Annotated in this window: 24 protein-coding genes; 20 read left to right on the top strand and 4 right to left on the bottom strand. The window is 34.9% G+C overall.

The features are described 5' to 3' along the window. Positions 1-16: 16 nt before the first annotated feature. Both M2326_RS07940 and M2326_RS07935 read right to left on the bottom strand, forming a co-directional pair. The gene (locus M2326_RS07940) at positions 17-670 is read right to left on the bottom strand and encodes a metal-dependent transcriptional regulator (protein WP_264619029.1); all 654 of its coding nucleotides are present in this window, start codon (positions 668-670) and stop codon (positions 17-19) included. Positions 671-712: 42 nt separating this feature from the next. Continuing rightward, the gene (locus M2326_RS07935) at positions 713-2,584 is read right to left on the bottom strand and encodes an Nramp family divalent metal transporter (RefSeq protein ID WP_264619028.1); all 1,872 of its coding nucleotides are present in this window, start codon (positions 2,582-2,584) and stop codon (positions 713-715) included. A 363-nt stretch (positions 2,585-2,947) separates the two neighbouring features. Here M2326_RS07935 and M2326_RS07930 point away from each other — a divergent pair, with 363 nt between their 5' ends. Next, a complete protein-coding gene (locus M2326_RS07930) occupies positions 2,948-3,754 on the top strand; it encodes a 5'-nucleotidase, lipoprotein e(P4) family (RefSeq protein ID WP_264619027.1) in 807 nt (268 codons plus the stop codon). A gap of 96 nt (positions 3,755-3,850) precedes the next feature. Here M2326_RS07930 and M2326_RS07925 read toward each other — a convergent pair whose 3' ends face one another. Beyond that, positions 3,851-4,234, bottom strand: a complete 384-nt coding sequence (locus M2326_RS07925; RefSeq protein ID WP_264619026.1) for a Fur family transcriptional regulator — start codon at positions 4,232-4,234, stop codon at positions 3,851-3,853. 153 nt (positions 4,235-4,387) lie between these two features. Here M2326_RS07925 and M2326_RS17585 point away from each other — a divergent pair, with 153 nt between their 5' ends. The 8 genes from M2326_RS17585 to M2326_RS07890 all read left to right on the top strand — a co-directional run bounded on the left by M2326_RS17585 (position 4,388) and on the right by M2326_RS07890 (position 12,729). Continuing rightward, positions 4,388-4,525 carry a GTP-binding protein gene (locus M2326_RS17585; RefSeq protein WP_413603264.1) on the top strand — a complete coding sequence of 46 codons (138 nt, stop codon included), beginning with the start codon at positions 4,388-4,390 and terminating at the stop codon, positions 4,523-4,525. A gap of 86 nt (positions 4,526-4,611) precedes the next feature. Further along, positions 4,612-5,268 (top strand): GTP cyclohydrolase I FolE, encoded by a 657-nt coding sequence (gene folE, locus M2326_RS07920; RefSeq protein WP_264619025.1) that lies wholly within the window; start codon positions 4,612-4,614, stop codon positions 5,266-5,268. A 71-nt stretch (positions 5,269-5,339) separates the two neighbouring features. Then, positions 5,340-5,702 (top strand): MerC domain-containing protein, encoded by a 363-nt coding sequence (locus M2326_RS07915; RefSeq protein WP_264619024.1) that lies wholly within the window; start codon positions 5,340-5,342, stop codon positions 5,700-5,702. Positions 5,703-6,019: 317 nt separating this feature from the next. Then, positions 6,020-6,367 carry a hypothetical protein gene (locus M2326_RS07910; RefSeq protein ID WP_264619023.1) on the top strand — a complete coding sequence of 116 codons (348 nt, stop codon included), beginning with the start codon at positions 6,020-6,022 and terminating at the stop codon, positions 6,365-6,367. A 279-nt stretch (positions 6,368-6,646) separates the two neighbouring features. After that, positions 6,647-9,031: a TonB-dependent receptor gene (locus M2326_RS07905; protein ID WP_264619022.1), complete on the top strand. Its 2,385-nt coding sequence runs from the start codon at positions 6,647-6,649 to the stop codon at positions 9,029-9,031. A 12-nt stretch (positions 9,032-9,043) separates the two neighbouring features. Next, positions 9,044-9,682 (top strand): type 1 periplasmic binding fold superfamily protein, encoded by a 639-nt coding sequence (locus M2326_RS07900; protein WP_319800828.1) that lies wholly within the window; start codon positions 9,044-9,046, stop codon positions 9,680-9,682. A gap of 270 nt (positions 9,683-9,952) precedes the next feature. Beyond that, positions 9,953-12,205 carry a TonB-dependent receptor gene (locus M2326_RS07895; protein WP_264619021.1) on the top strand — a complete coding sequence of 751 codons (2,253 nt, stop codon included), beginning with the start codon at positions 9,953-9,955 and terminating at the stop codon, positions 12,203-12,205. Positions 12,206-12,255: 50 nt separating this feature from the next. After that, a complete protein-coding gene (locus M2326_RS07890) occupies positions 12,256-12,729 on the top strand; it encodes a thioredoxin family protein (protein WP_264619020.1) in 474 nt (157 codons plus the stop codon). Positions 12,730-12,742: 13 nt separating this feature from the next. Here the strand turns inward: M2326_RS07890 and M2326_RS07885 are convergent, their stop codons facing one another. Then, positions 12,743-13,219 carry a hypothetical protein gene (locus tag M2326_RS07885; RefSeq protein ID WP_264619019.1) on the bottom strand — a complete coding sequence of 159 codons (477 nt, stop codon included), beginning with the start codon at positions 13,217-13,219 and terminating at the stop codon, positions 12,743-12,745. 285 nt (positions 13,220-13,504) lie between these two features. On the opposite strand from M2326_RS07885, the gene M2326_RS07880 reads away from it, so the two are divergent. The 11 genes from M2326_RS07880 to M2326_RS07830 all read left to right on the top strand — a co-directional run bounded on the left by M2326_RS07880 (position 13,505) and on the right by M2326_RS07830 (position 23,027). After that, on the top strand, positions 13,505-13,915 hold the full coding sequence (locus M2326_RS07880) for a BrxA/BrxB family bacilliredoxin (protein WP_264619018.1): 411 nt from the start codon (positions 13,505-13,507) through the stop codon (positions 13,913-13,915). A 140-nt stretch (positions 13,916-14,055) separates the two neighbouring features. After that, positions 14,056-14,388 carry a 2Fe-2S iron-sulfur cluster-binding family protein gene (locus tag M2326_RS07875; RefSeq protein WP_264619017.1) on the top strand — a complete coding sequence of 111 codons (333 nt, stop codon included), beginning with the start codon at positions 14,056-14,058 and terminating at the stop codon, positions 14,386-14,388. Positions 14,389-14,598: 210 nt separating this feature from the next. Continuing rightward, positions 14,599-15,276, top strand: a complete 678-nt coding sequence (locus M2326_RS07870; protein WP_264619016.1) for a response regulator transcription factor — start codon at positions 14,599-14,601, stop codon at positions 15,274-15,276. Continuing rightward, positions 15,273-16,559, top strand: a complete 1,287-nt coding sequence (locus M2326_RS07865) for a sensor histidine kinase (protein WP_264619015.1) — start codon at positions 15,273-15,275, stop codon at positions 16,557-16,559. Before M2326_RS07870 ends, M2326_RS07865 begins: the two co-directional genes overlap by 4 nt. Before the next feature lie 63 nt (positions 16,560-16,622). Continuing rightward, entirely contained in the window at positions 16,623-16,820 is a 198-nt protein-coding gene (locus tag M2326_RS07860) for a hypothetical protein (RefSeq protein WP_264619014.1), read from the top strand. Positions 16,821-16,833: 13 nt separating this feature from the next. Continuing rightward, the gene (locus M2326_RS07855; RefSeq protein ID WP_264619013.1) at positions 16,834-17,604 is read left to right on the top strand and encodes a DUF2490 domain-containing protein; all 771 of its coding nucleotides are present in this window, start codon (positions 16,834-16,836) and stop codon (positions 17,602-17,604) included. A gap of 187 nt (positions 17,605-17,791) precedes the next feature. Continuing rightward, positions 17,792-18,298, top strand: a complete 507-nt coding sequence (locus tag M2326_RS07850) for a hypothetical protein (protein WP_264619012.1) — start codon at positions 17,792-17,794, stop codon at positions 18,296-18,298. A 250-nt stretch (positions 18,299-18,548) separates the two neighbouring features. Further along, entirely contained in the window at positions 18,549-19,340 is a 792-nt protein-coding gene (locus M2326_RS07845; protein ID WP_264619011.1) for a DUF6503 family protein, read from the top strand. A gap of 266 nt (positions 19,341-19,606) precedes the next feature. Then, complete coding sequence (gene trhO / locus M2326_RS07840) at positions 19,607-20,986, top strand: oxygen-dependent tRNA uridine(34) hydroxylase TrhO (protein ID WP_264619010.1); 1,380 nt, start codon at positions 19,607-19,609, stop codon at positions 20,984-20,986. A gap of 231 nt (positions 20,987-21,217) precedes the next feature. Next, entirely contained in the window at positions 21,218-22,564 is a 1,347-nt protein-coding gene (locus M2326_RS07835) for a PSP1 domain-containing protein (protein WP_264619009.1), read from the top strand. After that, positions 22,548-23,027 carry a gliding motility lipoprotein GldH gene (locus M2326_RS07830; protein WP_264619008.1) on the top strand — a complete coding sequence of 160 codons (480 nt, stop codon included), beginning with the start codon at positions 22,548-22,550 and terminating at the stop codon, positions 23,025-23,027. Before M2326_RS07835 ends, M2326_RS07830 begins: the two co-directional genes overlap by 17 nt. The last annotated feature ends 9 nt before the right edge of the window (positions 23,028-23,036 follow it).

The raw sequence follows: 23,036 nt of genomic DNA, 5'->3' as shown, positions 1-23,036 counted from the left end.
AAAACAAGCAAAAAAACTAATTAACTTTCATGAATATATTACTCGCAATCTTATTGGAAATATTTAAAAACTTGTCATCAACCTTAATTTTCAGAGACAAATCAAATTCTTCCTTATCAATAAATTCAATTAGTGAACCTAAAGATATTTCTTGTTTATCGAGGTATTTCAAAAACTCAGATGAAGTGTCTTTCACCCCAACGCAAATTCCTTTTTGACCAATATTTAAATCGGATAATAACTGTTTATCTACTTTTTGTATTTCACCATTTTTATCTGGAATAGCATCACCATGAGGATCTTCGGTTGGGTTACCTAAAAAATCATCCAATTTGTTAATCAATTTCTCTGACTTAATATGTTCCAATTGTTCGGCGATATCATGTACTTCATCCCAAGAAAAGTCAAGTTTTTCGACCAAAAATACCTCCCAAAGTCGGTGTTTGCGCACAATCATTTTTGCTGCCAAACTCCCTGGATCGGTCAAAGAAACTCCTTGGTATTTTTTGTAATTTACCAAACCTTTTTCTGCCAATTTTTTAATCATATCGGTGACCGAAGACGCCTTGGTCTCCATCATTTCAGCAATGGCATTGGTGCTCACATCACTGCTTGAAACTGTGGTTAAATGGTAAATGGCTTTGAGATAATTTTCTTCTGAATGCGTCATGCGGGGAATTTGAGGGTTTATTACTTTAATACGAAAACGGAATTATTGCTTTACAATAAATAACGGAATCGAAATTTTATGTCGAATATGATCCACAGTTGTGCCAAAGAGCAAATCTTTCAATCCTGTATGGCCGTGCGTACCCATAACCAAAACATCAAATTTCCCTTGATTTATTAGTACCGGAATCACTTTGTCTGGCAGTCCAAAACCTAATTTGGTGGTGACTTTAAATCCTTTCTCTTTTAGAATAGCTTCATACTCCAACAGCAATTTTTCGTCTACCGTAGTTTCGTGATCATCGGCATCATCACCAAACATGTGAGCGCCTACCGTTTCAACCACGTGGATTAAGGTATATTCGGCCTCTTTTCCACCCAACTCAAAGGCATTATTTAGTGCCACTTCATCAGCAGTAGTAAAATCAACTGTAACGGCAATGTTCTTTTTCGAATAGGTTTGACCTTTAGGAAATTGCAATTTCAAGTGGTGCGGAGAATGATTATGAATCGTTCTATTTGATTTATCGAAAAAAGGTTTAAAAACGATATATAGCAGTAAAATTAAAAAAGCAAATGCCAAAGGCACGACTGTAAGCCAAAGTATCAAAGGATTTTCAGCAGATTCAAGCCAACCATTAATTTCGTCAAAAACCAATTTACCATTCAAGATCACAATAATGCTCGCCACAATCCAAGAGGCAATTTGTGTTACTCTGCTAATATGAAAACCTTTCATTTTTGTTTTATCACTCACAAAATGAATTAACGGAATAATAGCAAATCCTAATTGTAAACTCAAAACCACTTGACTAAAAATCAACAATTTACCCGTTACTCCTTCACCAAAAATAGTGATCACTACAACAGCAGGAACAATGGCAATCAAACGTGTAATGATGCGTCGTACCCAAGGCTGAATTCGTAAATTCAGATAGCCTTCCATGATTATCTGTCCCGCTAATGTTCCGGTAATGGTCGAACTTTGTCCAGCGGCAATCAATGCAACGGCGAACAAAATTGGCGCCCATTTGGTACCCAAAAGCGGTTGTAAAAATTTGTGTGCATCTTGAATTTCGGCAACGTTATGCATACCAACTTTATAAAATGTAGCGGCGGCCAAAATCAAAATGGCTGCATTGACAAAAAAAGCAAGGTTCAAAGCAATGGTCGAATCAATAAAATTATATTTTAAAGCCTGCTTGATTCCTGCTTTCGATCGGTCAAATTTTCGGGTTTGCACCAATGAGGAGTGCAAATATAGATTGTGAGGCATCACGGTAGCTCCAATAATACCAATGGCGATGTACAAAGCAGTTTCGTTAGGCATGGTCGGGATCAATCCTAAAATTACTTTGTCCATTTCGGGTTGAGCAAAAATCATTTCGAAAATAAACGAAACCCCAATTACAGTTACCAAAGCGATAATGAAGGCTTCCATTTTTCGAATCCCTTTGTTAATCAAAAATAATAGTAAAAAAGTATCCAAAACAGTGATCATCACCCCTTGAATCAACGGAATATCAAATAACAAATTGATACCAATTGCCATTCCGAGCACTTCGGCCAAATCACAAGCTGCTATGGCAATTTCGGCCAAAAAGTATAAAATATAATTGATGAAAGGCGAATAAGTCTCACGTGAGGCCTGCGCAAGATCGCGTTGCGTAACGATACCCAAACGAGCGCTAAGACTTTGCAACAACAAAGCCATCATATTACTCATTAATAGTACCCATAATAACGAATAACCAAATTGGCTACCTCCGGCAATATCTGTGGCCCAATTTCCGGGGTCCATATAACCCACACTAATCAGGTAAGCGGGACCAAAAAAGGCCAATATTTTTTTAAAAACCGATTTTTTATTCTCTGTCGAAACCGATTCGTTTACTTCTTCTAAGGACTTGCTCATTACTAACTGTTTGCAACAAATATATGCAATAAAGTATTACAGCCAAAAAATATATTTAGACTAAGCTAAAAAATTAACGGCAGTCTAAGAAGAATATAAATGAGCTAACAGAAAAAAATTGACCCAAGATTAACAATTCTTAGCTTCAATAAGCAAAAGAACAATCCTATATTTGCAGAAATTAATCTGTATTCGAATGCATCTCAACCGAATTTAATTGCTTTTGAAAAGTATGTAAAAGTACACAAACTAGTAATCGACAGCGCAAACACAAATCAAACAATAATTTTGCTCGAATAAAAAAAGCAATACGACCTGCCTCAAAACAGTGAAGTAGGCTAGAAAAAACAAATACAACTCCCTATGAAAATGAAACTTTGTCTACGCAAATCAATTTGCCTATTGCTCTTAGCAGCTAGTATCCCCAATGTAATGGCACAAGAGGTTGCGCCAAAAAATGACGAAAGCCAAGTAAAAGTCTACTCTATCTTATGGCAACAAACAGCCGCAGAATATAGAGCTTTGTGTTACCAAGCCTTTAATTTGGCTAGTTTAAGAATAAATGATATTCCGAGAAGACAATTGCGCAAAGGCAATCTTGCTATTGTAACCGATCTTGACGAAACCATTCTAGACAATAGTTATGTTGGCGCTCAATTAATCAAAGAAAATAAGCAAATGAGCGGTGCCGAATGGGACCGATGGACAGCAGCATCAAAAGCAACGGCGCTACCAGGAGCAGTTGAGTTTTTGAAAGAAGCAGCAAAAAAAGGAATAACCATTTTTTATATTTCAAACAGAGAAACTAGTGCTGTACAAAGCACTTTGATAGACCTGAAACGTCTAGGATTACCTAACGCAGATGAAGCACATTGTTTGTTTAAATCGACTACCTCATCAAAAGAAGTTCGTAGAAATGTAGTTGAGAAAGACTATAAAATCGTGATGTTAATGGGTGACAACCTAACCGACTTCAGTACTGCTTTCGAAAAAAATAGCATTCAAGACCGATTTGACAAAACCGATTTGGACCGCAAGCAATGGGGTGACAAATTTATCGTACTACCGAACTGTAATTATGGTGAATGGGAAAATGCGTTGTATGATTATCAAAGAAAAACTGATGGAGAAAAAGCTCAAATGAGACTCAACCTTTTAAAAGGATATTAAAAAAGGTTCTTTAGCTTATCGCTTTTTATAGAAAACCCGAAATCGACCAATCGATTTCGGGTTTTTTGTTTTGATTTATGCAAAGGCATGGCTTTTTTAGGAGCAATTAGGACACAGGCCAGTAAGTGTAAAATTAACCTCCTTAACCAAATATTTTTCGGGTATTGTAAATTTTGGTTCCACCGAATCCAAACAAGTAACCGATTGGCATTTCTCACAATTAAAGTGAACATGGTTGTGTGTGTGATGCTGATGGTCATGCGTGTGATGACAACTCGCGTACTTAACCGTACCATCTGGGGTAGCAATTTTATGAATCACATCTTCATTGACCAAACGATCCAGAATTCTATAAATGGTAACTCTATCACATAAATCGACCGTCAATTTTTGAATTTCACTATGTGACAACGCCACTTTTGATTGCGTTAATAAGTCTAAAATAGCAGTTTTTGAGGCTGTATTACGAGTTGTTTTCATAATTATAAAAATAATAACGCAACATTGTTGCGTTTAAATAAATACCCAGTATATTTGCAACAAAATTGCAATAGACAAATATACAAGAAAACAAAGAATTGACCAAGATTCTAATCTGAAACTACATCTTATACAACCGAAACAAAAACAGTAATGCCAAAGTCTAGTAAAATAAACGTTTTTATCATTACCGGATTTCTAGGCTGCGGAAGAACCACGCTTTTAAACCATTTGTTACAGCAATTTTCTGCCGAAAAAAATGTAGTGATTAGTACGTACTGCAATTTTTAAAAAACCAATGAGGTTTCAGTTAAACCAATTTTAATAAAATAATCAGACTACACTATACCGCAACACTCAAAATTTATACACCAATTATGGAAGATTTAAACAAACAACATCAAGAACAATTAGGCGATCATCATATCGGTACCTCAGCAGAAACACCATTAAGAGCCGATGCTTTCTTGATGCCCGATACCCAAAAAATAGAAGCCATAGCCGAGCATTACCATAAAATAATGGAGATATTAGGGCTCGATTTAACCGATGATAGTTTGAGCGGAACACCCTATCGAGTAGGTAAAATGTATGTAAAAGAATTATTTTCTGGATTGGATCCAAAAAATAAACCCAAAATCTCGGTATTTGACAATAAATACCAATACAACAAGATGTTGGTCGAAAGTCAAATCACTTTCAATTCTTCTTGTGAGCATCATTTTTTACCCATCGTGGGCGTGGCGCATATTGGGTATATCTCATCCGGAAAAGTTATTGGACTTTCGAAAATGAATCGCATTGTAGAATATTACGGAAGGCGTCCTCAGGTACAGGAGCGCATGACTATTCAGATTTTTAACGAACTAAAAGCTGCGCTACAAACCGATGATGTGATTGTAGTTGTAGAAGCGGAACATTTGTGTGTCTCAAGCCGTGGCGTCAATGACAAATCAAGTAAAACAACCACTTTGGAGTATGCTGGAAAATTCAATGACGACCACATAAGAAATGATTTTTTTAAAATGCTTTAAAGATTTCCTTTAAATAAAGTAACACCATTTACCCTAAAGACAATTATTATTTCTTCAACACTAATTTACAAATGAAAAATCCAGCTACAAAAAAATCAACCGTCTCTTATGATATTTTAGGTATCTCAACAGCCACTTTATGTTTAATCCATTGCATGATTTTCCCTTTGCTTACAATACTCCCAATTGGATTGTCAGACAATTGTATCATCGATGTCCTATTCGCGATGATTGGATTAGTAATTGTTTCAAAAATAGTGATGAGTAATGCTAGCAAGCAGATCAAAATAATTTTAGCTGGCTCTATGTTACTCGTTGTTACCAATGTCGTACTTGAAGCAGTCTTTAATATTCATTCGGCCCTACTTTTTATCGGTGGATTTGGAATGATCATTGGTCATTTTTTAAACTTCAAAGCACATAGGAATACGTAAAAAATCACTGACTCAACGACCTAGATTTTTGAAATGATAAATAAACATTTGTGTACCGTCAATGAAATTATATTTTCAAAAATGATTTTTGTCGAAAACAACTAGTACTTAACTATTGAAAAGAATTAATTAAGTCACTATATTTAAACATAATAGCACCAGATTTAAGCGTAAATGCAAAAATTTATCATCAATCACAAACGCAACAATGTTGTAATTAGGAATTGTTTTGTATATTCGCAACATAATTGCATTAAAGCGGAAAGCAAATCAATTCTTCTTTGTTAATCAAACATAAATAATCTTCGTTTTCGAAAATGAAAAAAAAAGCATCCATAATCCATGTATTTTTATCTCTAGCAGTATTGTTCGCAATAGTGCTTCAGAACGTACATGCCTATGAGCATCATTTTCAGAAAAACACAGTACAATTAATAAAAAGTAATACTTCAACCAGCAAGTCAACGATAAACGATAGTCATGATTTTGTCGAAAAATGTAGTCTTTGCGATTTTCACTTTAGCACTTTTACAGCGATCAACTTTAGTGCTATCGAATATTTTACCGCTACAACAACGGTTTATTCAGTAGCTTTTTATCATCAGTTATTCCCTTCTGTATTCAATGGAAGCTTTTTTTCGCTTCGAGCACCTCCTTCTTTTTAAAAAATTAAATTCAAACTAAGCATGCTAATTCTTTAGCATCAGGCTAAGCGCATGAGTTTTGAAAACAAAAACTACAACCACGAATCGAGCGAAAGCGAAAGCGAAAGGGCGAAGCAATTTCACAATTTCGAAGCGTCAAGTTGCTAAAAATAGGTGTAATTATTTTTTTTAGCTTCTTAGTAATTTGTGCTCCCGACGCTTCGGAATGTGTAATTCGTGGCCTAAAATAACTGTTGTATTTAGCTGGCTTTCCTTCATTTTACCATTTAAAAAACCATAATGTCCAAGAAAATCTATGTTTTTTTCTGCCTTATTTTGTTTTGCAGTAGCATCTATTCGCAAAATAACATCAGCGGAAAAATCATTTCCGAAAAGCGAATTAACTCCGCCAACACGCACATTCATATTAATAACAAAGTCATAAGTAGCAATTCGTCTGGTCAGTTCCAAGCGAATGATTTACCTAGTGGCACAACAAAAATCTTTGTATCTCATGCTGGCTACCAGCCAATAGACACGGTGATTGCGCTAGAATCTAACCTGAAAATTGATTTTAAATTAAAGCCAAATACTACTTTGCTTGATGAAGTGGTGATTCAGCAAAAAAATAAAAATACCACTACATCGGTTGTCGCACAACAGCTAAAGTTGGCAACTATTGAAAAATACAGCAACCAAACCTTGGGCGATGCATTGAAAGAAATTGCAGGAGTAGCAACACTCAAAAGCGGTAATTCTATTGTAAAACCCATCATCAACGGCCTATATGGCAGTAGAGTTCCTGTGATTTATAACAATGTAAGACTCGAGGACCAACAATGGGGAATGGAACACGATCCAAATATTGACATCAATACAGCAAACAAAATTACAGTAATCAAAGGTTCATCAGGTTTACAATATGGTGGTGATGCCATTGGTGGACTTATAATTATTGAACCCTTGACCGTAAAAAAAGATACTTTGTTTGGAAGAACCATTATCAATTATGATAGCAATGGTAAAGGAGGATCTGTAACCACGAGTCTGCACCAAGGGAATGATTTGGGACTGAGTTGGAATGCTACAGGCACCTACAAGTACTTGGGTGACAAGCAGGCGCCAGACTATAATTTATCCAACACAGGTACGCGCAACGCCCATTTTTCGGGAGATTTAAAATATAGTGCTGCAAAGTTTTACAGCTCGCTATTGTACAGTTACTACAATGCTACGATTGGGATCTTGAGCGCATCACATACAGGTAATGTGAATGATTTGTACAATTCGATTACAAACAAAATACCTTCTGTAATAAATGATTTTACGTATAACATCAATAATCCTAAACAAAAAGTAAAACATCAAATCATAAAATTTAATTCGAATTATTATTTCGATAATGCTTCTTTTCTTTCTTTGCAATATGATTTTCAATCGAATAATCGATTAGAGTATGATGTGCGCCGTGCTGATTTCAACGACATTGCGGCACTCGATTTGGAACTAAAAACCCATACACTAGCGATTGATTACACCAAAAACACCCACGATTGGGAGCTAAAAACAGGAGTAAGAACTGCAGTTCAAAACAATTATGCCAATCCTGCAACCGGTATTCGACCTTTAATTCCAAATTATGACAAATTGGATCTGGGAATTTATGGAATAGCAAGCTATCGGTTTTCGGATCGTTTTAGTATCGATGGAGGTGTTCGAAACGACTACACCAAAATTGATGCTTCCAAATTTTACCTCAAATCGCGTTGGGAAGAAAGAGGGTATGACGCACAATTTTATAACTTTATAGCAGGTGATTTTGGTACACAGTGGCTTACCAAACCATCGTTTACCTTTAATTCTGTTTCTGCCAACGTAGGCACACATATAGCAACAGCAGCAAAATGGGAATTGTTCTCGAACTTGAGTTTTGCTTCTAGAAATCCAAATCCGTCAGAATTCTTTAGCGATGGCTTACATCATTCCACTGGAGTGATTGAATTGGGTGATTTGAATTTAAAGAAAGAACAAGCCACCAAATTATCTGTAACCGTAAAGAAACAATTTAATCGATTCTCTTTCGAATTAAATCCTTACCTCAATAGCATTAAAGACTACATATTTTTGAAACCAACTGGTTTTGAAACCACCATAAGAGGTGCATTTCCGGTTTATGAATACCAACAAACCAATGCTGTACTAGCAGGAGTTGATCTTCAAACTGTTTGGGAAATCAACAATCAATGGGCACATAGTTTGCGACTCTCCTACGTAAGCGGGCGCGACAAGCAAGCAAACGAACCGTTGATCGACATGCCTCCGTTGCAGGTTAACAATAAAATTACTTTTTCAAAAAAAGAATGGAATTCCCTGAGACTAGAACTTCAAAGTGAACTAGTTTTTAGACAAACACAATTTCCAGACAACAATTTTTATACTCAAATTATAAAGGACAATGAGCTTGTTTCTGTTTTAGTAGACACAAGTACGCCTCCTACAGGTTATCAATTATTTCATTTTTATTCCGAAATGAAGTTTAAGACCTTTAAAAAAGCTACGACCACAGTGGCATTTTCGATACAAAACATGTTTAATGCTAGCTATCGTGATTACTTAAACCGTCAGCGCTTTTTTGCCGATGAAGTAGGTCGAAGCATTCAATTACAACTCAAATTCAATTATTAAATCAATTATACCATGAAAATCAATTTAAACACTCAAACAATGACAACGACAATGAAAAATTCTCAAAAATCGACAATGAAAAATTTCAAAACGCTAGCGCTAGCTGTTATAGCAACCCTAACCATTTCGTCTTGTAGCAACGATGATGAACCGGTTCCTGTAAACGAAGAAGAATTAATCACGACTGTTATAGCAACCTACACTCCAGTTGGTGGCGGAACAGCAGTTACATTGCAATACAAAGATCTTGATGGTGAAGGTGCTAATGCTCCTGTAGTTACAGTATCTGGTCCTTTTGCAAAAAACACAACCTATAACGGAGCGGTAACTTTCAAAAATGAATTGGCCAATCCAGTTGATGATATTACGCTAGAAATTATTGAAGAAGGTGTTGATCACCAATTGTTTTATCAAAAAACTGGAACGTTAAATGCATTTACTTACGGAACTGCAACTAGCAATTTTGATGCAAACGGAAAACCCGTAGGATTGCAATCTGTTTTTACAACTACCAATGATGCAACTGGAAACTTGACAATTACTTTGAGACATGAACCAAACAAAAGCGCAACCAACGTTGCTACAGGTGATATTACCAATGCAGGAGGTTCTACAGATGCCGAAGTTACTTTTGCTATCACTGTTCAATAATCAATCACCAATTTTATAACTAAAAAAATGAAACATAAATTCCACAAACTCTTATTTTTATCTGGTTATGAAAGTAGTGCAAGTCATTAATATTTTGAAGCTTCACAAGGCCTATTAAAACCTTTCTACGCTTTATTTTTTACACAATTAATCCTTATAAGTAAACCTAAGTTGTTTATTTATAAGGATTTTTGCTTTTTTATTTGGTTAGTCAAATATATTTTTTAGTTTTGTCTAAAATTAATTAGATAACAAACCTAAAATATAATTGTGAAGAACCTATTTATTACCTATTCGCTACTTTTCAGTTTGCTGGCATTGGGTCAATCAAAAATTTCTGGCGTAGTTAAGGGCGGAAATAGTCCGTTGCCCTTTGCCAACCTTGTTTTATCGCCAACAAAACAAACTACCGTAACCGATCAGGACGGGAATTATGTGTTCGCAAGCGTACCTTCTGGCAACTATGTACTACTCGCCTCTTACACTGGCTTTCAATTCGAAAAGAAAAAAATTGTGGTGAAGGATAGTCTCGAAAGTACGCAAGATTTTAATTTGAGAGAAAACAACTCGCTGGATGAAGTGGTGGTTACGGGAACGTTGAAACCTGTCACCCGAATGGAAAGTGCGGTACCTGTAGAAGTGTACAAGCCAACATTCTTCAAAAAAAACCCAACAGCCAATGTTTTTGATGCTTTGCAAAATGTTAACGGGGTACGACCACAATTGAATTGTAACATTTGTAATACTGGAGATATTCACATCAACGGGCTCGAAGGACCGTATACTTTGGTGTTGATTGACGGTATGCCTATCGTGAGTGGACTGTCTACCGTTTATGGATTATCGGGTATTCCGAATTCATTGTTGGAACGAATCGAAATTGTTAAAGGACCTGCCTCCTCTTTGTACGGGAGCGAAGCCGTAGGTGGACTGATCAATATTATTACCAAAAACCCAAAGAATGCTCCTGTGTTTTCAGCAGATGCTTTTGTGACAGATTGGGGTGAGCTGAATTTGGATTTGGGTATCAAAGCCAATGTTGGAAAAACAGCCTCAGTTTTGACGGGCGTTAACTACTTTAATTACAGCAATCCAATTGACAACAACAACGATAATTTTACTGACGTAACATTACAAAGCCGTATTTCGATCTTTCAAAAATGGAATTTTAATCGAAAGAGCAATAAATTATTATCCTTAGCGGGACGTTATTTTTACGAAGATCGTTGGGGCGGCGAATTACAATGGAACAAGTCCTTCCGTGGCGGAGATCAAGTGTATGGCGAAAGCATTTATACCAAAAGACGGGAATTATTGGGAGCCTATGAATTGCCTTTTAAAGAAAAAATGCTCTTTACTTTTTCGTTGACCAACCACGACCAAAATTCGGTTTACGGAGACACCCCTTACCTAGCGCAGCAACGTATTGGTTTTGGACAATTGACTTGGGACAAAAAAATCAACAAACACGACATGCTTTTTGGTACCGCCTTGCGCTATCAATATTACAATGACAACACCACCGCAACTGTAGCACCCGATGTCAATTATATTCCGAGTTTGTTTGCTCAAGACGAAATTGCCTTCAATGACAACCACAAGATATTATTGGGAGCGCGTTACGATTATAACAGCAACCACGGAAATATTTTTACCCCGAGATTTGCTTACAAATGGAAAATCAACGACAACAATATCGTCCGTTTCAATACCGGAACAGGTTTTAGAATCGTGAATTTGTTCACAGAGGAGCATGCCGCGCTTACAGGTGCACGTGAGGTAATTGTAACCGAGGCATTAAAACCAGAACGTTCTATCAATGCCAATTTAAATTACTTGAAAAAAATCTACACGAATAATGGTACCTTCATCGGAATCGAAGCATCGGCTTGGTATACTCGCTTTAGCAATTCTATAATTCCGGATTATGACACCAATCCAAACCAAATTATTTACAAAAACCTTGATGGATATGCCGTAACACAAGGTTTTAGTACCAATGTAGATATGGTTTTCACCAATGGTTTGAAAGTAATTTTGGGAGGTACGTACATGGATGTTTCGAAAACGGAGAACCAAAAGAAAACGCAACAAATATTGACGGAGAAATTCTCAGCGACTTGGGCAATTTCGTATCGAATAAACAAATTATCTCTAGACGTTGATTATACCGGAAACGTATATGGACCTATGCGTTTGCCGCTCTTGGGCGCTTTGGACCCTAGAAAAGAATATTCACCCACTTGGAGCATACAAAACATCCAGTTCACATTCGATAAAATCAAAAACATCGAAATCTATGCGGGTGTCAAAAATTTATTAAATTGGACGCCTAACAAAGGGAATCCGTTTATTATAGCTAGAGCCAATGACCCATTCGATAAAAATGTACAGTTTGATGCAAGCGGCAATGTGCAAGCCACAGCAGATAATCCGTATGCATTAACTTTTGACCCCACCTATGTTTATGGCCCCAATCAAGGAATAAGAACTTTTTTTGGTCTTCGATACACCATGCGATAAGCTGAAAAATACAACTAAAGCATTGACTAACAATTACAATTTTTGAACTGATGAAAAAGATCACCATTTTATTGCTACTGCTTTTGGGGACTATTCCATCTAGTTTTGCTCAATTGAAAACCTATACTTTTGAAGAAGCATTTGAAGCATCGAAAGAAAATCCGAAGCCGATAGTGGTTTTCGTCCATACCAATTGGTGTAAGTATTGCAAGATGATGGACAACAGCACCTTTAAGAATACCGAACTGATTGCAACCTTGAATAAGGATTTTTATTTTGTGAAATTTGATGGCGAGACAAAAGAGAACATCACCATCAACCATCATGTGTATAAGTATGTCCCGCGCGGTCGCAACACAGGCACACATGAGCTTGCAGCTGCAATCGCCACCATTGACGGACAAATTACCTATCCGACTCTTGTTGTTCTAGAAGATGAAGCAACAATACTATTTCAAAAAAGTTCCTACTTGAATGCCAAAACAGTACATAATATTCTGTTGCAAACTAAGAAAGCAAACTAGAAAGAATTATATTTTAATGACTTAAAACAACTTGTTGGCTTTTTTCGAAATTCCAAATAGTCCCTACAAATTTCTGTTCATCAACCATGAATGGCATGTTATTAAAGTCACCACCCTGATGAATATCCAAATATTTTGAAACTCCGAGAACTGAAGTACTCAAGGCATAACCTTGCTTTTGTTCGATTGTTTTTGGGACAATGGCCCAGCTACGATTCGAATAACTTACTGCAGGTGCATAAATCAAAAGACCTTCAAATATGCCCCCTTCGATGACATCCAACCACATTTTTACACCCAATACTTGAGCACTTATTTTATAGTTATCGCTATCAATTTTTTCGAATAACCATTCATGACCTGAAAATTCAGATTCTAAAACGAGATGTGGCATATAAGTAAACCTACCACGATTAAAAACATCTACAACCATTTTTTGACTCCCCAAAATAGTTTGTAAGTGGTAATAATAATTTGAATCAATGTTCATGATATTGTTGTTTTTTTAAGATTGGTAAAAGAAAACATTCTATAACTCAAAAATCGGAAAAATAGAGTACTCTTTACAAATCAATGACACAAAGTACTCATTTTAAGACATGAAATGGATATAAAAAGGTATTAAACCATGACCATTACTTTATAAATCAGCTATTTCACCTCACTAATTAAAGAATCTATCGAACTATAACAAAACTTTATAAACCAAACAATAGAGTTCTTTTTAAACTTCGTAACTTTGCCTATTCAAAACTAATATTTAAAATATAACGATATGTATCCAGAAGAAATGGTAAAACCAATGCAAGCTGAATTAACAGTAGCAGGTTTTCAAGATTTACATAGTGCAGCAGCAGTAAATGATGCTATCAAAGCAGAAGGAACAACACTTGTAGTTGTAAATTCGGTTTGTGGTTGTGCAGCAAGAAACGCACGTCCAGGAGCAAAAATGAGTTTAGATGGTGCTAAAAAACCAGACCACTTAATCACTGTTTTTGCAGGAGTTGATAAAGATGCAGTTGATGCAGTAAGAGAACATATGTTTCCTTTTCCTCCATCATCACCAGCAATGGCATTATTCAAAAACGGAGAATTGGTACACATGTTAGAGCGTCACCATATTGAAGGTCGTCCAGCTGAAATGATTGCTGAGAACCTACAAGATGCTTACAACGAGTACTGTTAATCCTCTCTTATTCTATACAAAACGTACCGCACTAGTGGTACGTTTTGTGTTTAAAAGCTATTTTGTTTACTAATGCTACAAAGTATCCTAAATTTGAACCTTGTTGCTATTTATAAAAAGCATTATATAAAACCTCTATTTTGAATCAGGAACCTCACTTAATTTCCTTTACTGTTATTGATAATGACCAACGGTTTCCAATCAAGGTTAGGCGTGGTTGTTACCCTAATTTAATGTTTTTATTGAAAGAAGAAATGGGATTGGATTCTTTTGGCGAATGTGGTGGCGTGGGTCGATGTGCAACTTGCGTAGTGCGCGCCATAGGTATAAAAGGAATTTCTGCTAACAAAGAGCGAAATGAACCCAATACGCTAGAACAACTGGGGTATGATGAGAAAAATATTCGGCTTTCATGTCAATTATTTATTACCTCCGATCTAGAAGGGACAGAAATCACTATATTGGATATATAAACTTTTTATTGCTCCAGTTTTGAGAATCCAGATGGGAAGAAATCTTCTTGTATTGCGAGAGAAACACATTAAATACATCAAGCTACTAATTAAAACCTAGCCAATAAATTTCGTACATATACGCCTAAAAATTTTGCAGCATTATCTTAAAACAAAAGTAGAAGTCTAAAGTTCCCATTTCTTTCCAAAATCTTAAATTATATTTGTGTTGTGAAAATTTTAGTAATCGAAGACGAACCTCAGTTGCTTAGCAACATTAAAGAATCTCTGGAAAAGGAAAAGTTTTTGATAGAGACTGCCTCAGATTATTCTTGTGCTATAGCTAAATTGTTTATTTATGACTATGATTGTATTTTATTAGATATCATGTTGCCAGATGGAAATGGACTTACAATTTTGGAAAAACTTAAAAAAGAAGGAAAAAGCGAAAATGTAATAATCATTTCAGCAAAAGAATCATTAGACGATAAATTAAAAGGTTTAGAACTTGGCGCAGACGATTATCTTACAAAACCTTTTCATTTGGCAGAACTTACTGCGCGAGTGAAAGCCGTTCTAAGACGACAAATATTAGAAGGAAAAAATACTATTGAAATTGCCAATATCATCTTAGATTTAAAAGAGCGTACCTTCAAGTCAAATACTATAGATGTCCCGCTTAACAGGAAAGAATTTGACATCTTAAATTATTTTTTACTCAATAAAAACAGATTAATAACAAAGTCGGGCTTAGCAGAACACGTTTGGGGAGATAATGCAGACAATGCAGATAACTTTGATTTTGTTTACTATCAAATAAAAAACTTACGAAAAAAACTATCGTTATCTGCCGCAGAAGTAGAAATAGAATCTGTTTATGGAATTGGGTATAAACTCATTGAAACATGAAATTACTCAATCAAAGTATAAAATATTTATCCTTTTCAATCTTAGCTATCGTTACCTTTTGGGCAGTGATTTTTTATATGAATATGCTTCATGAAATAAAAAGTAGCGTTGACGAAGGATTAGAAAATCACAAACGTTTAATTATACGTAATGCAGAAAAAGATTCTATTGTTTTAACCAAAGAATCGTTTGACGAGAATTTCTTTACTATTCGTAAGATCAATAAAAAGCGTGCTCTTACTGCAAAAGACAGCTATATTGACACTATATTGTACATGCAAGATGCCGATGATGAAGCACCTGAGCCTGAGCCAGTAAGAATGCTTATCACTGTTTTTGAGTTAGATGGCAATTACTATGAACTCAAAATTGCCAATTCAATGGTAGAAGAAGATGATCTTATCAAAGAGCTTCTTAGTGATTCCATTTGGTTATACATAAGTCTAATTATTGGAATTGTTTTAATTAATAATTTAGTTCTAAAAAAACTGTGGGAACCTTTTTATGATTTTTTAGACAAATTAAAAAAATTCCGATTAGACAACAACCAAGCACTTCCAGAAGTAAAAACCAAAACAAAGGAGTTCGCGGACCTGCAAAATGCCGTTAATGTTTTATTACTCCATACTACAGTAACCTACAAACAACAAAAAGAATTTACAGGGAATGCCTCTCACGAATTACAAACCCCTTTAGCAATTACAATTAACAAATTAGAGTTACTAATCGAAAAAGGAAATTTACAGGAGGAACAAGCAGACTCTATTGCAAAAATTTTACAGATTTTAGAACGTTTAGTTCGACTTAACAAATCCTTACTACTTTTAACTAAAATCGAAAGCAAACAATTTCTAGACAATCAAATGGTTTCAATCAATGGAATAATTTGTAAAAGTCTTTGTGATTTGGATGAAATAGCCACTTTCAAAGAGGTAAAAACAATTACAAATGCAACTGCTGAATTATCGGTTCGGATGGACCCAGCGCTTGCCAATGTAATCCTTTCTAATTTATTACGAAATGCCATTTTTCATACCCGTTCCAATGGGAATGTAAAAGTGAAAATTGATGAAAAATCTATTACAATTGTCAATACAGCCAGCGATCAAAAACTGAATGAAAAATTAATTTTTACTCGCTTTTATAAACCAAATAACCAAACTACTGGAACTGGATTAGGATTAGCTATTGTAAAAGCCATTTCGGACCTGTATGGTTTTAGAGTTTCCTATTCATTTGAGAATTCAGAACACAGTTTTCAAATTTCGTTTCCGACAAAATAATATCTTTTCCCAAATCTTTCCCAAATCAGGTAGTTACTTTGTCTTGTAAATAAAAAATACAAAATGAGAAAACAAATTTTATTGGCAACTGCACTGTTTACTATAACTACTACAACGCAAGCACAAGACCTACCACAACGTATAATTCCTTCAATAATCGTTAATAGATTTAATATTCCTGAATCCACTCATTTACAATGTAAAATGGACAATACTTTAAATAATATTGAAATAGAAAATGGTAGTATAACCGTTAATTGAAATCCTTAAAATTATGTTACGAATTATTATAACCTGTGTTTTTACAACTGTATTTTATTTCAATTGTCATGCTCAAATCACACCTCCAGGAATGGGTAAGGCAAATACCGCCTCATGGTTTGCAATTGGCGTGCAACAAGATCTTAATAACGAAAGAACTATTCATTCTGAAACCTATTTTGGCTTAGGGCGCATCAGTAACCCTGACACATACAATTTAGTTCAAAAACAATCCCTCTATGTATTAAATGAAGAGGTTTCTCATCATTTCAAAAAAAATTGGCAATATTCTGTTGCAGTAAGTTATCGATCACAAAGTAAATATCAATCCACCAGCCCTTACGAATTGGATGTCCCAAAGTACCGTCAAGAGGTTAGACTATATACCCGTTTTGATTATATAAATACATTCAAAAAAATAAATTATTCGATAAGTTATCGTCCTGAATTACGATTTTTCTACAATCCAAATTTTAGTTCCAGCACAGAAAATACACAGTTTCGATCTCGTTTTCGAGGCAAAACAACTGTGAACATTAATTCCTTAAAAACACATAAAATAATTGCTACAGCAGAAGCATTATTCTCGACTAGTAGAACAAATGATTGGAGTAAATTTGAATATAAAGAAGCACGCTTTTGCTTGTATTACTCCGTAATATTGCCAGTGCAAAAAGTTACATTAAACCTAGGATATATGCACAATATCATTGGTAAATTTTCATCCAGTCCAGTACATTATCTCGCTTTTGATATAGTAGTAAAAAACCCTTTTAAAAGATAAGATTCTTCTTTGAATAACAAGAAAGTGATTGTTTTTGTTATACCTTTAGTAGCAGACCTAAAAATAATAAGTAGAATGATACTATTCTACTTTGTTAAAAAAAATTAAACTTGGCAAACTAAACAATGATACGTATTATCTTTGAAGTGCTATGATAGTATATTACTTTTAAAACTAAATCAAGACAATGGATAAATATTTAAGACAATTAATCACCTTAGAATTTGACGATAAAAAAGATGTTTTTAGTGGTTTTCTAATTGATTGGACTGAGAATTGGATTTTACTCAAAAACAATCCTGTAGATTTTATCATTGACGGTTTTACGATATTGAAAAATAAAAATGTAAAAGCAATCATTCAAGACAAAGACCATGAATTTACGGAAAGAGTTATTAAGTTAAAAGGCTTAAAAACTAGTGCTACAGAAATAATTCCGTTAAATGATTTACCAACAATCATTAATTTCTTAGCAAATAGATATAAGATTTTTCAAATAGCAACAAAGTCTGAAAAAGCAGTCTATTTGGGTAAACTTATAGAAATGAATGAACACGAATTGTTCCTTGATTTCTTGGGTACTGAAGGAGAATTTGAAGGAGAAATGAGTTTAAAACTTAATAAAATAAGGGTAATTGAATTTGACACCGATTATATCAATTCTTTAAAACTAATCGTTGACGAATCAAAGTAACCTTAAATTTATTCAAATTAAGGTTACAAGCTATAGTGATAAATAAACTTAATGCTAGCTTACGTTTGCTATTTTCGACATTTTAAATCACCTTTCGATACTAATAAACTTTACAACAACACCCCTTTTTATAGATAAAAAGCATAAAAAAGCAACAGTAATTGAAAGATTGGAAGTAAGATTAAGTTAAAATTGTTATAAAACACGTACTAGATTCTTCCTTGATTTTAAAAAGTGATATTTTTAAGGAATGAAAAAAAATATAATATTATTATGTATTACTGCATTATTTATCTTGTCTTGCAATAAAAAAAAGAATACTAAGGAAACAACAGTCTTAAATGATAACGTTACAATTGAAAAACCACTTTCAAAAGGTGACTCAATTGTAAACAGCGCCATAATGGCGCATGGCGGCAAATTGTTTGATAAGGCTGACTTTTCTTTTAATTTTAGAGAAAAAATATATCGCTTTGAAAATGACGGAACTCAGTACTCCTATTCGTCTGAAAGTCAAAAAGGAGATTCTTTGGTTAAAGACATAATGACTTCAGGAAAATTTGATCGAACAATAAACAACAAATTACAAACTTTAAGTAAAGAAGAAGCTGATAGATATTCAGAAGCATTGAATTCGGTTATTTATTTTGCTACGCTACCTTATAAATTGCAAGATGCATCAGTGCACAAAAAATATATTGAACAAAAGACCATCAAAAGCAAGAAATACGATGTAATCCAAGTTACTTTTGGTCAAGAAGGTGGCGGAAAAGATTTTGATGATGAATACATGTACTGGATAAACAAGAACACTCATAAAATTGATTATTTAGCTTATAATTACCATGTCAACGAAGGTGGAGTCCGATTTAGAGCTGCTTTTAATACTCGAGTAATTGATGGCATCACTTTTCAGGATTACATTAATTATGAGGCTCCTGTAGGAACTGATTTAAAAGATTTGTCCTCTTTGTACGAGCAAGAAAAACTAAAAAAGCTCTCTAACATATTGACTGAAAACGTGGTGAACAATCATAAATAAGTAAATTAAAACATAGATTTCATCAAGAGCTGAGAACTGTATTCTAGCTTTTGTATTTTTAAACAAATCCTCGTTAAATACCAAATCCCATAGCCCAGATTGCAGCGGCATCCTCTTGTGGTAGCGATAGCGGACACAGGAGATATAGCGAAAAGCTGGTAATAGCTCCAAAAAAATCAAAAACTTAGTCTCTTAGAAACTTTGCCACTTAGTCACTTTTTTATACTTTTGCACAAATAATTTTTCACACTTAAACCGTTTATAGCATGCAACTGTATAACACTTTAAGCGCAGAAGAAAGAGCCATCATGATTGATGATGCCGGAAAACAAAGACTTACTTTGTCTTTCTATGCTTATGCGCAAATTCAAGATCCAACACAATTTCGTAACGATTTATTCCGTGCTTGGGACCCGCTAGTGGTTCTTGGTCGTATTTATGTGGCCAAAGAGGGAATAAATGCCCAGTTATCGCTCCCTGCGGATAATTTTTATGCTTTCAAGGATACTCTTGATGCGTATGATTTTATGCAAGGAATGCGTTTGAATGTTGCGGTGGAACAGGACGATCACTCGTTTTTGAAATTGACAGTTAAAGTACGTGACAAAATTGTTGCCGATGGTTTGAATGACGAAACTTTTGATGTGACCAACATTGGAATTCACTTGAAAGCGAAGGAATTCAACGAAATATTGGATAATCCAAATACGATTGTAGTTGATTTCAGGAATCATTACGAGAGTGAAATTGGCTATTTCAAAGGAGCAATTACGCCAGATGTTGATACTTTCCGCGAATCGTTGCCAATTATAAATGAGCAATTACAAGATTTTAAGGAAGACAAAAACTTGGTGATGTATTGCACCGGAGGAATTCGTTGTGAGAAAGCTTCGGCTTACTTTAAGCACCAAGGTTTTAAAAATGTATACCAACTTGAAGGTGGAATTATCAATTACGCCAAGCAAATAAAAGAAGAAAACCTAGAAAGCAAATTCATTGGAAAAAACTTTGTGTTTGACCACCGTTTAGGTGAAAGAATTACAGATGACATTGTATCGCAATGCCACCAATGCGGAAAACCTTGTGATGTGCATACCAATTGCATCAACGAAGGTTGTCATTTGTTATTTATTCAGTGTGAGGAATGTGCGCAAGCCATGCAAGGTTGTTGTTCACAAGACTGCGTAGATGTGATTCATTTGCCAGAAGAGGAGCAAAAAGCGATTCGTCGTGGGGTGAAAAACGGAAATAAGATTTTCAAAAAAGGAAAATCAGATGTGTTGACTTTCAAAAATAGAGATGCAAATCATGATCCTTTGGCTGCAGTTCCTAATTTGGCTGATTTAACAAAATCGAAAGCGTTGGCCAAAAAGCAACCAAAAATTAAGAAACAATACATTGGTAACGGAACGCATTTTTATCCAAAACCAAGTATTGGACAGTTTTCTATCGAAGAAAACGAAATCAAAGTGGGTGACACCATTTTGATTAAAGGAATGACGACTGGAGAACAACAACTAGTGATTACCGAAATGCAAGTAAACGATGTGAAGGCTGATAAAGCGGTTGCGGGAGACATTTGTACTTTTCAATTACCGTTTAGAATTCGCTTATCGGATAAATTATATAAGGTTTTGGAGGGTTAAAAACCAATTTCATATTACTTAGAAAAGAAGTTCTTTCCCGTTTACTGAGGAAGGAACTTCTTATTGTTTTGGATCTTACCCATCAAATAGCAATTATTTATCATTTTACCTAAAAATTAAGAATTATTGCTGATTCTAACAATTGCAACTTACACTTAAAAAATACTATCTTTACGAATTAAACGTTTTAAGAACTTAAGTTGTGTCTTTCACAACACTACATATAAAATTATGGCATGTACAAGTTGTTCAACTTCTGATGGTGGTGCACCAAAGGGTTGTAAAAATAATGGGACTTGCGGCACCGACAGCTGCAATAAATTAACGGTATTTGATTGGCTTTCAAACATGAGTTTACCTTCTGGTGAAGCTCCGTTTGATTGTGTTGAAGTGCGTTTTAAAAATGGTCGAAAAGAATTTTATCGCAATACTGAAAAGCTTACTTTAAGCATTGGTGATATTGTCGCTACAGTTGCTTCACCCGGTCATGACATTGGAATTGTAACTTTAACCGGAGAATTGGTTCGTGTTCAAATGAAGAAAAAAGGTGTGAGTCCTACTAGTAACGAGGTTCCAAAGATTTACAGAAAAGCATCTCAAAAAGACATCGATATTTGGTCTGTCGCTAGAGACAAAGAAGAGCCAATGAAGGTTCGCGCTCGTGAACTAGCGATCTCTCATAAGTTAGAAATGAAAATTTCTGATATTGAATTTCAAGGAGATGGATCAAAAGCTACTTTTTACTATACTGCCAATGATCGTGTCGACTTTAGATTACTAATCAAGGATTTTGCAAAAGAATTTAGTACGAGAGTCGAAATGAAGCAAGTTGGTTTCCGTCAAGAAGCGGCTCGTTTGGGTGGAATTGGTTCTTGTGGAAGAGAATTATGTTGTTCTACTTGGTTGACCGACTTTAGAAGTGTCAATACTTCGGCAGCGCGTTACCAACAACTTTCATTGAATCCACAAAAGTTGGCTGGTCAATGCGGTAAATTAAAATGTTGTTTAAACTACGAATTAGACACTTACATGGATGCCTTAAAAGGTTTTCCTGACTTTGATACCCGTTTGGTTACTGAAAAAGGAGATGCTGTTTGTCAAAAACAAGATATTTTCAAAGGGTTAATGTGGTTTGCTTACACTAGCAATTATGCCAACTGGCATGTATTGAAAATTGACAAAGTGCGTGAAATCATTGCAGATAACAAGCAAAAAATCAAGGTTTCTTCTTTGGAAGATTATGCTATCGAAATTGTAGAAGAAATAGAAAAAAACTTCAACAATGCTATGGGGCAAGAGAGTCTTACTCGTTTTGATCAACCTAAGAAAAAGAAAAAACCAAGCAGAAAACCAAAACCTGCAGGAGAAAAAGTAGCTGCTGAAAATATCATAAGACCAGCTAGTGAAAGCAAGATTATAAGCGCTAAAGCAACAGAGAAAAAACAAGCTAGGCCAAATAATAACAAAAAGCCTAACAATAATAAAAATGCAAACGCAAACAAACCGGCTCCTAAGGCGGAAGCTAACCCACAACCTAGAAAACCAATAATTATTACCAAAAATGAGAATAAGAAATAGTTTTTTATTGCTTCTAATGGCTATACTTCTTTTTTCTTGTGATAAAAAAAGAGTTTTTGACGAATACAAATCGGTAGGGAGTGCATGGAACAAAGACAGTATTGTGTCGTTTGATTTACCAGAACTAGATTCAACCAAAAAGTATGATGTATTTATAAATATAAGAGATAACAATAGTTACCCTTACAATAATTTATTTTTGATTGTCACCTTAGAAAAACCGAATGGTTATACCAAAGTAGATACTTTGGAATATGAAATGGCAGCACCAGACGGAAGCTTACTAGGAGATGGGTTTACAGATATCAAAGAGAGTAAATTATTTTACAAAGAAGGCGTACGCTTTCGTGGAAAATACAAAGTTAATATTAAACAAGCTGTGAGAGAATCTGGAAAAGTACCAGGAGTAACCCAACTAGAAGGCGTCACAGATATCGGTTTAAGAATAGAAAAAAAAGAATAGATCGTAACA

Source organism: Flavobacterium psychraerolatum (genome assembly GCF_025960985.1).
GTDB lineage: Bacteria > Bacteroidota > Bacteroidia > Flavobacteriales > Flavobacteriaceae > Flavobacterium.
The sequence above is the reverse complement of the archived record's forward strand: the minus strand, read 5'-3'. Positions and strand labels throughout refer to the sequence as shown.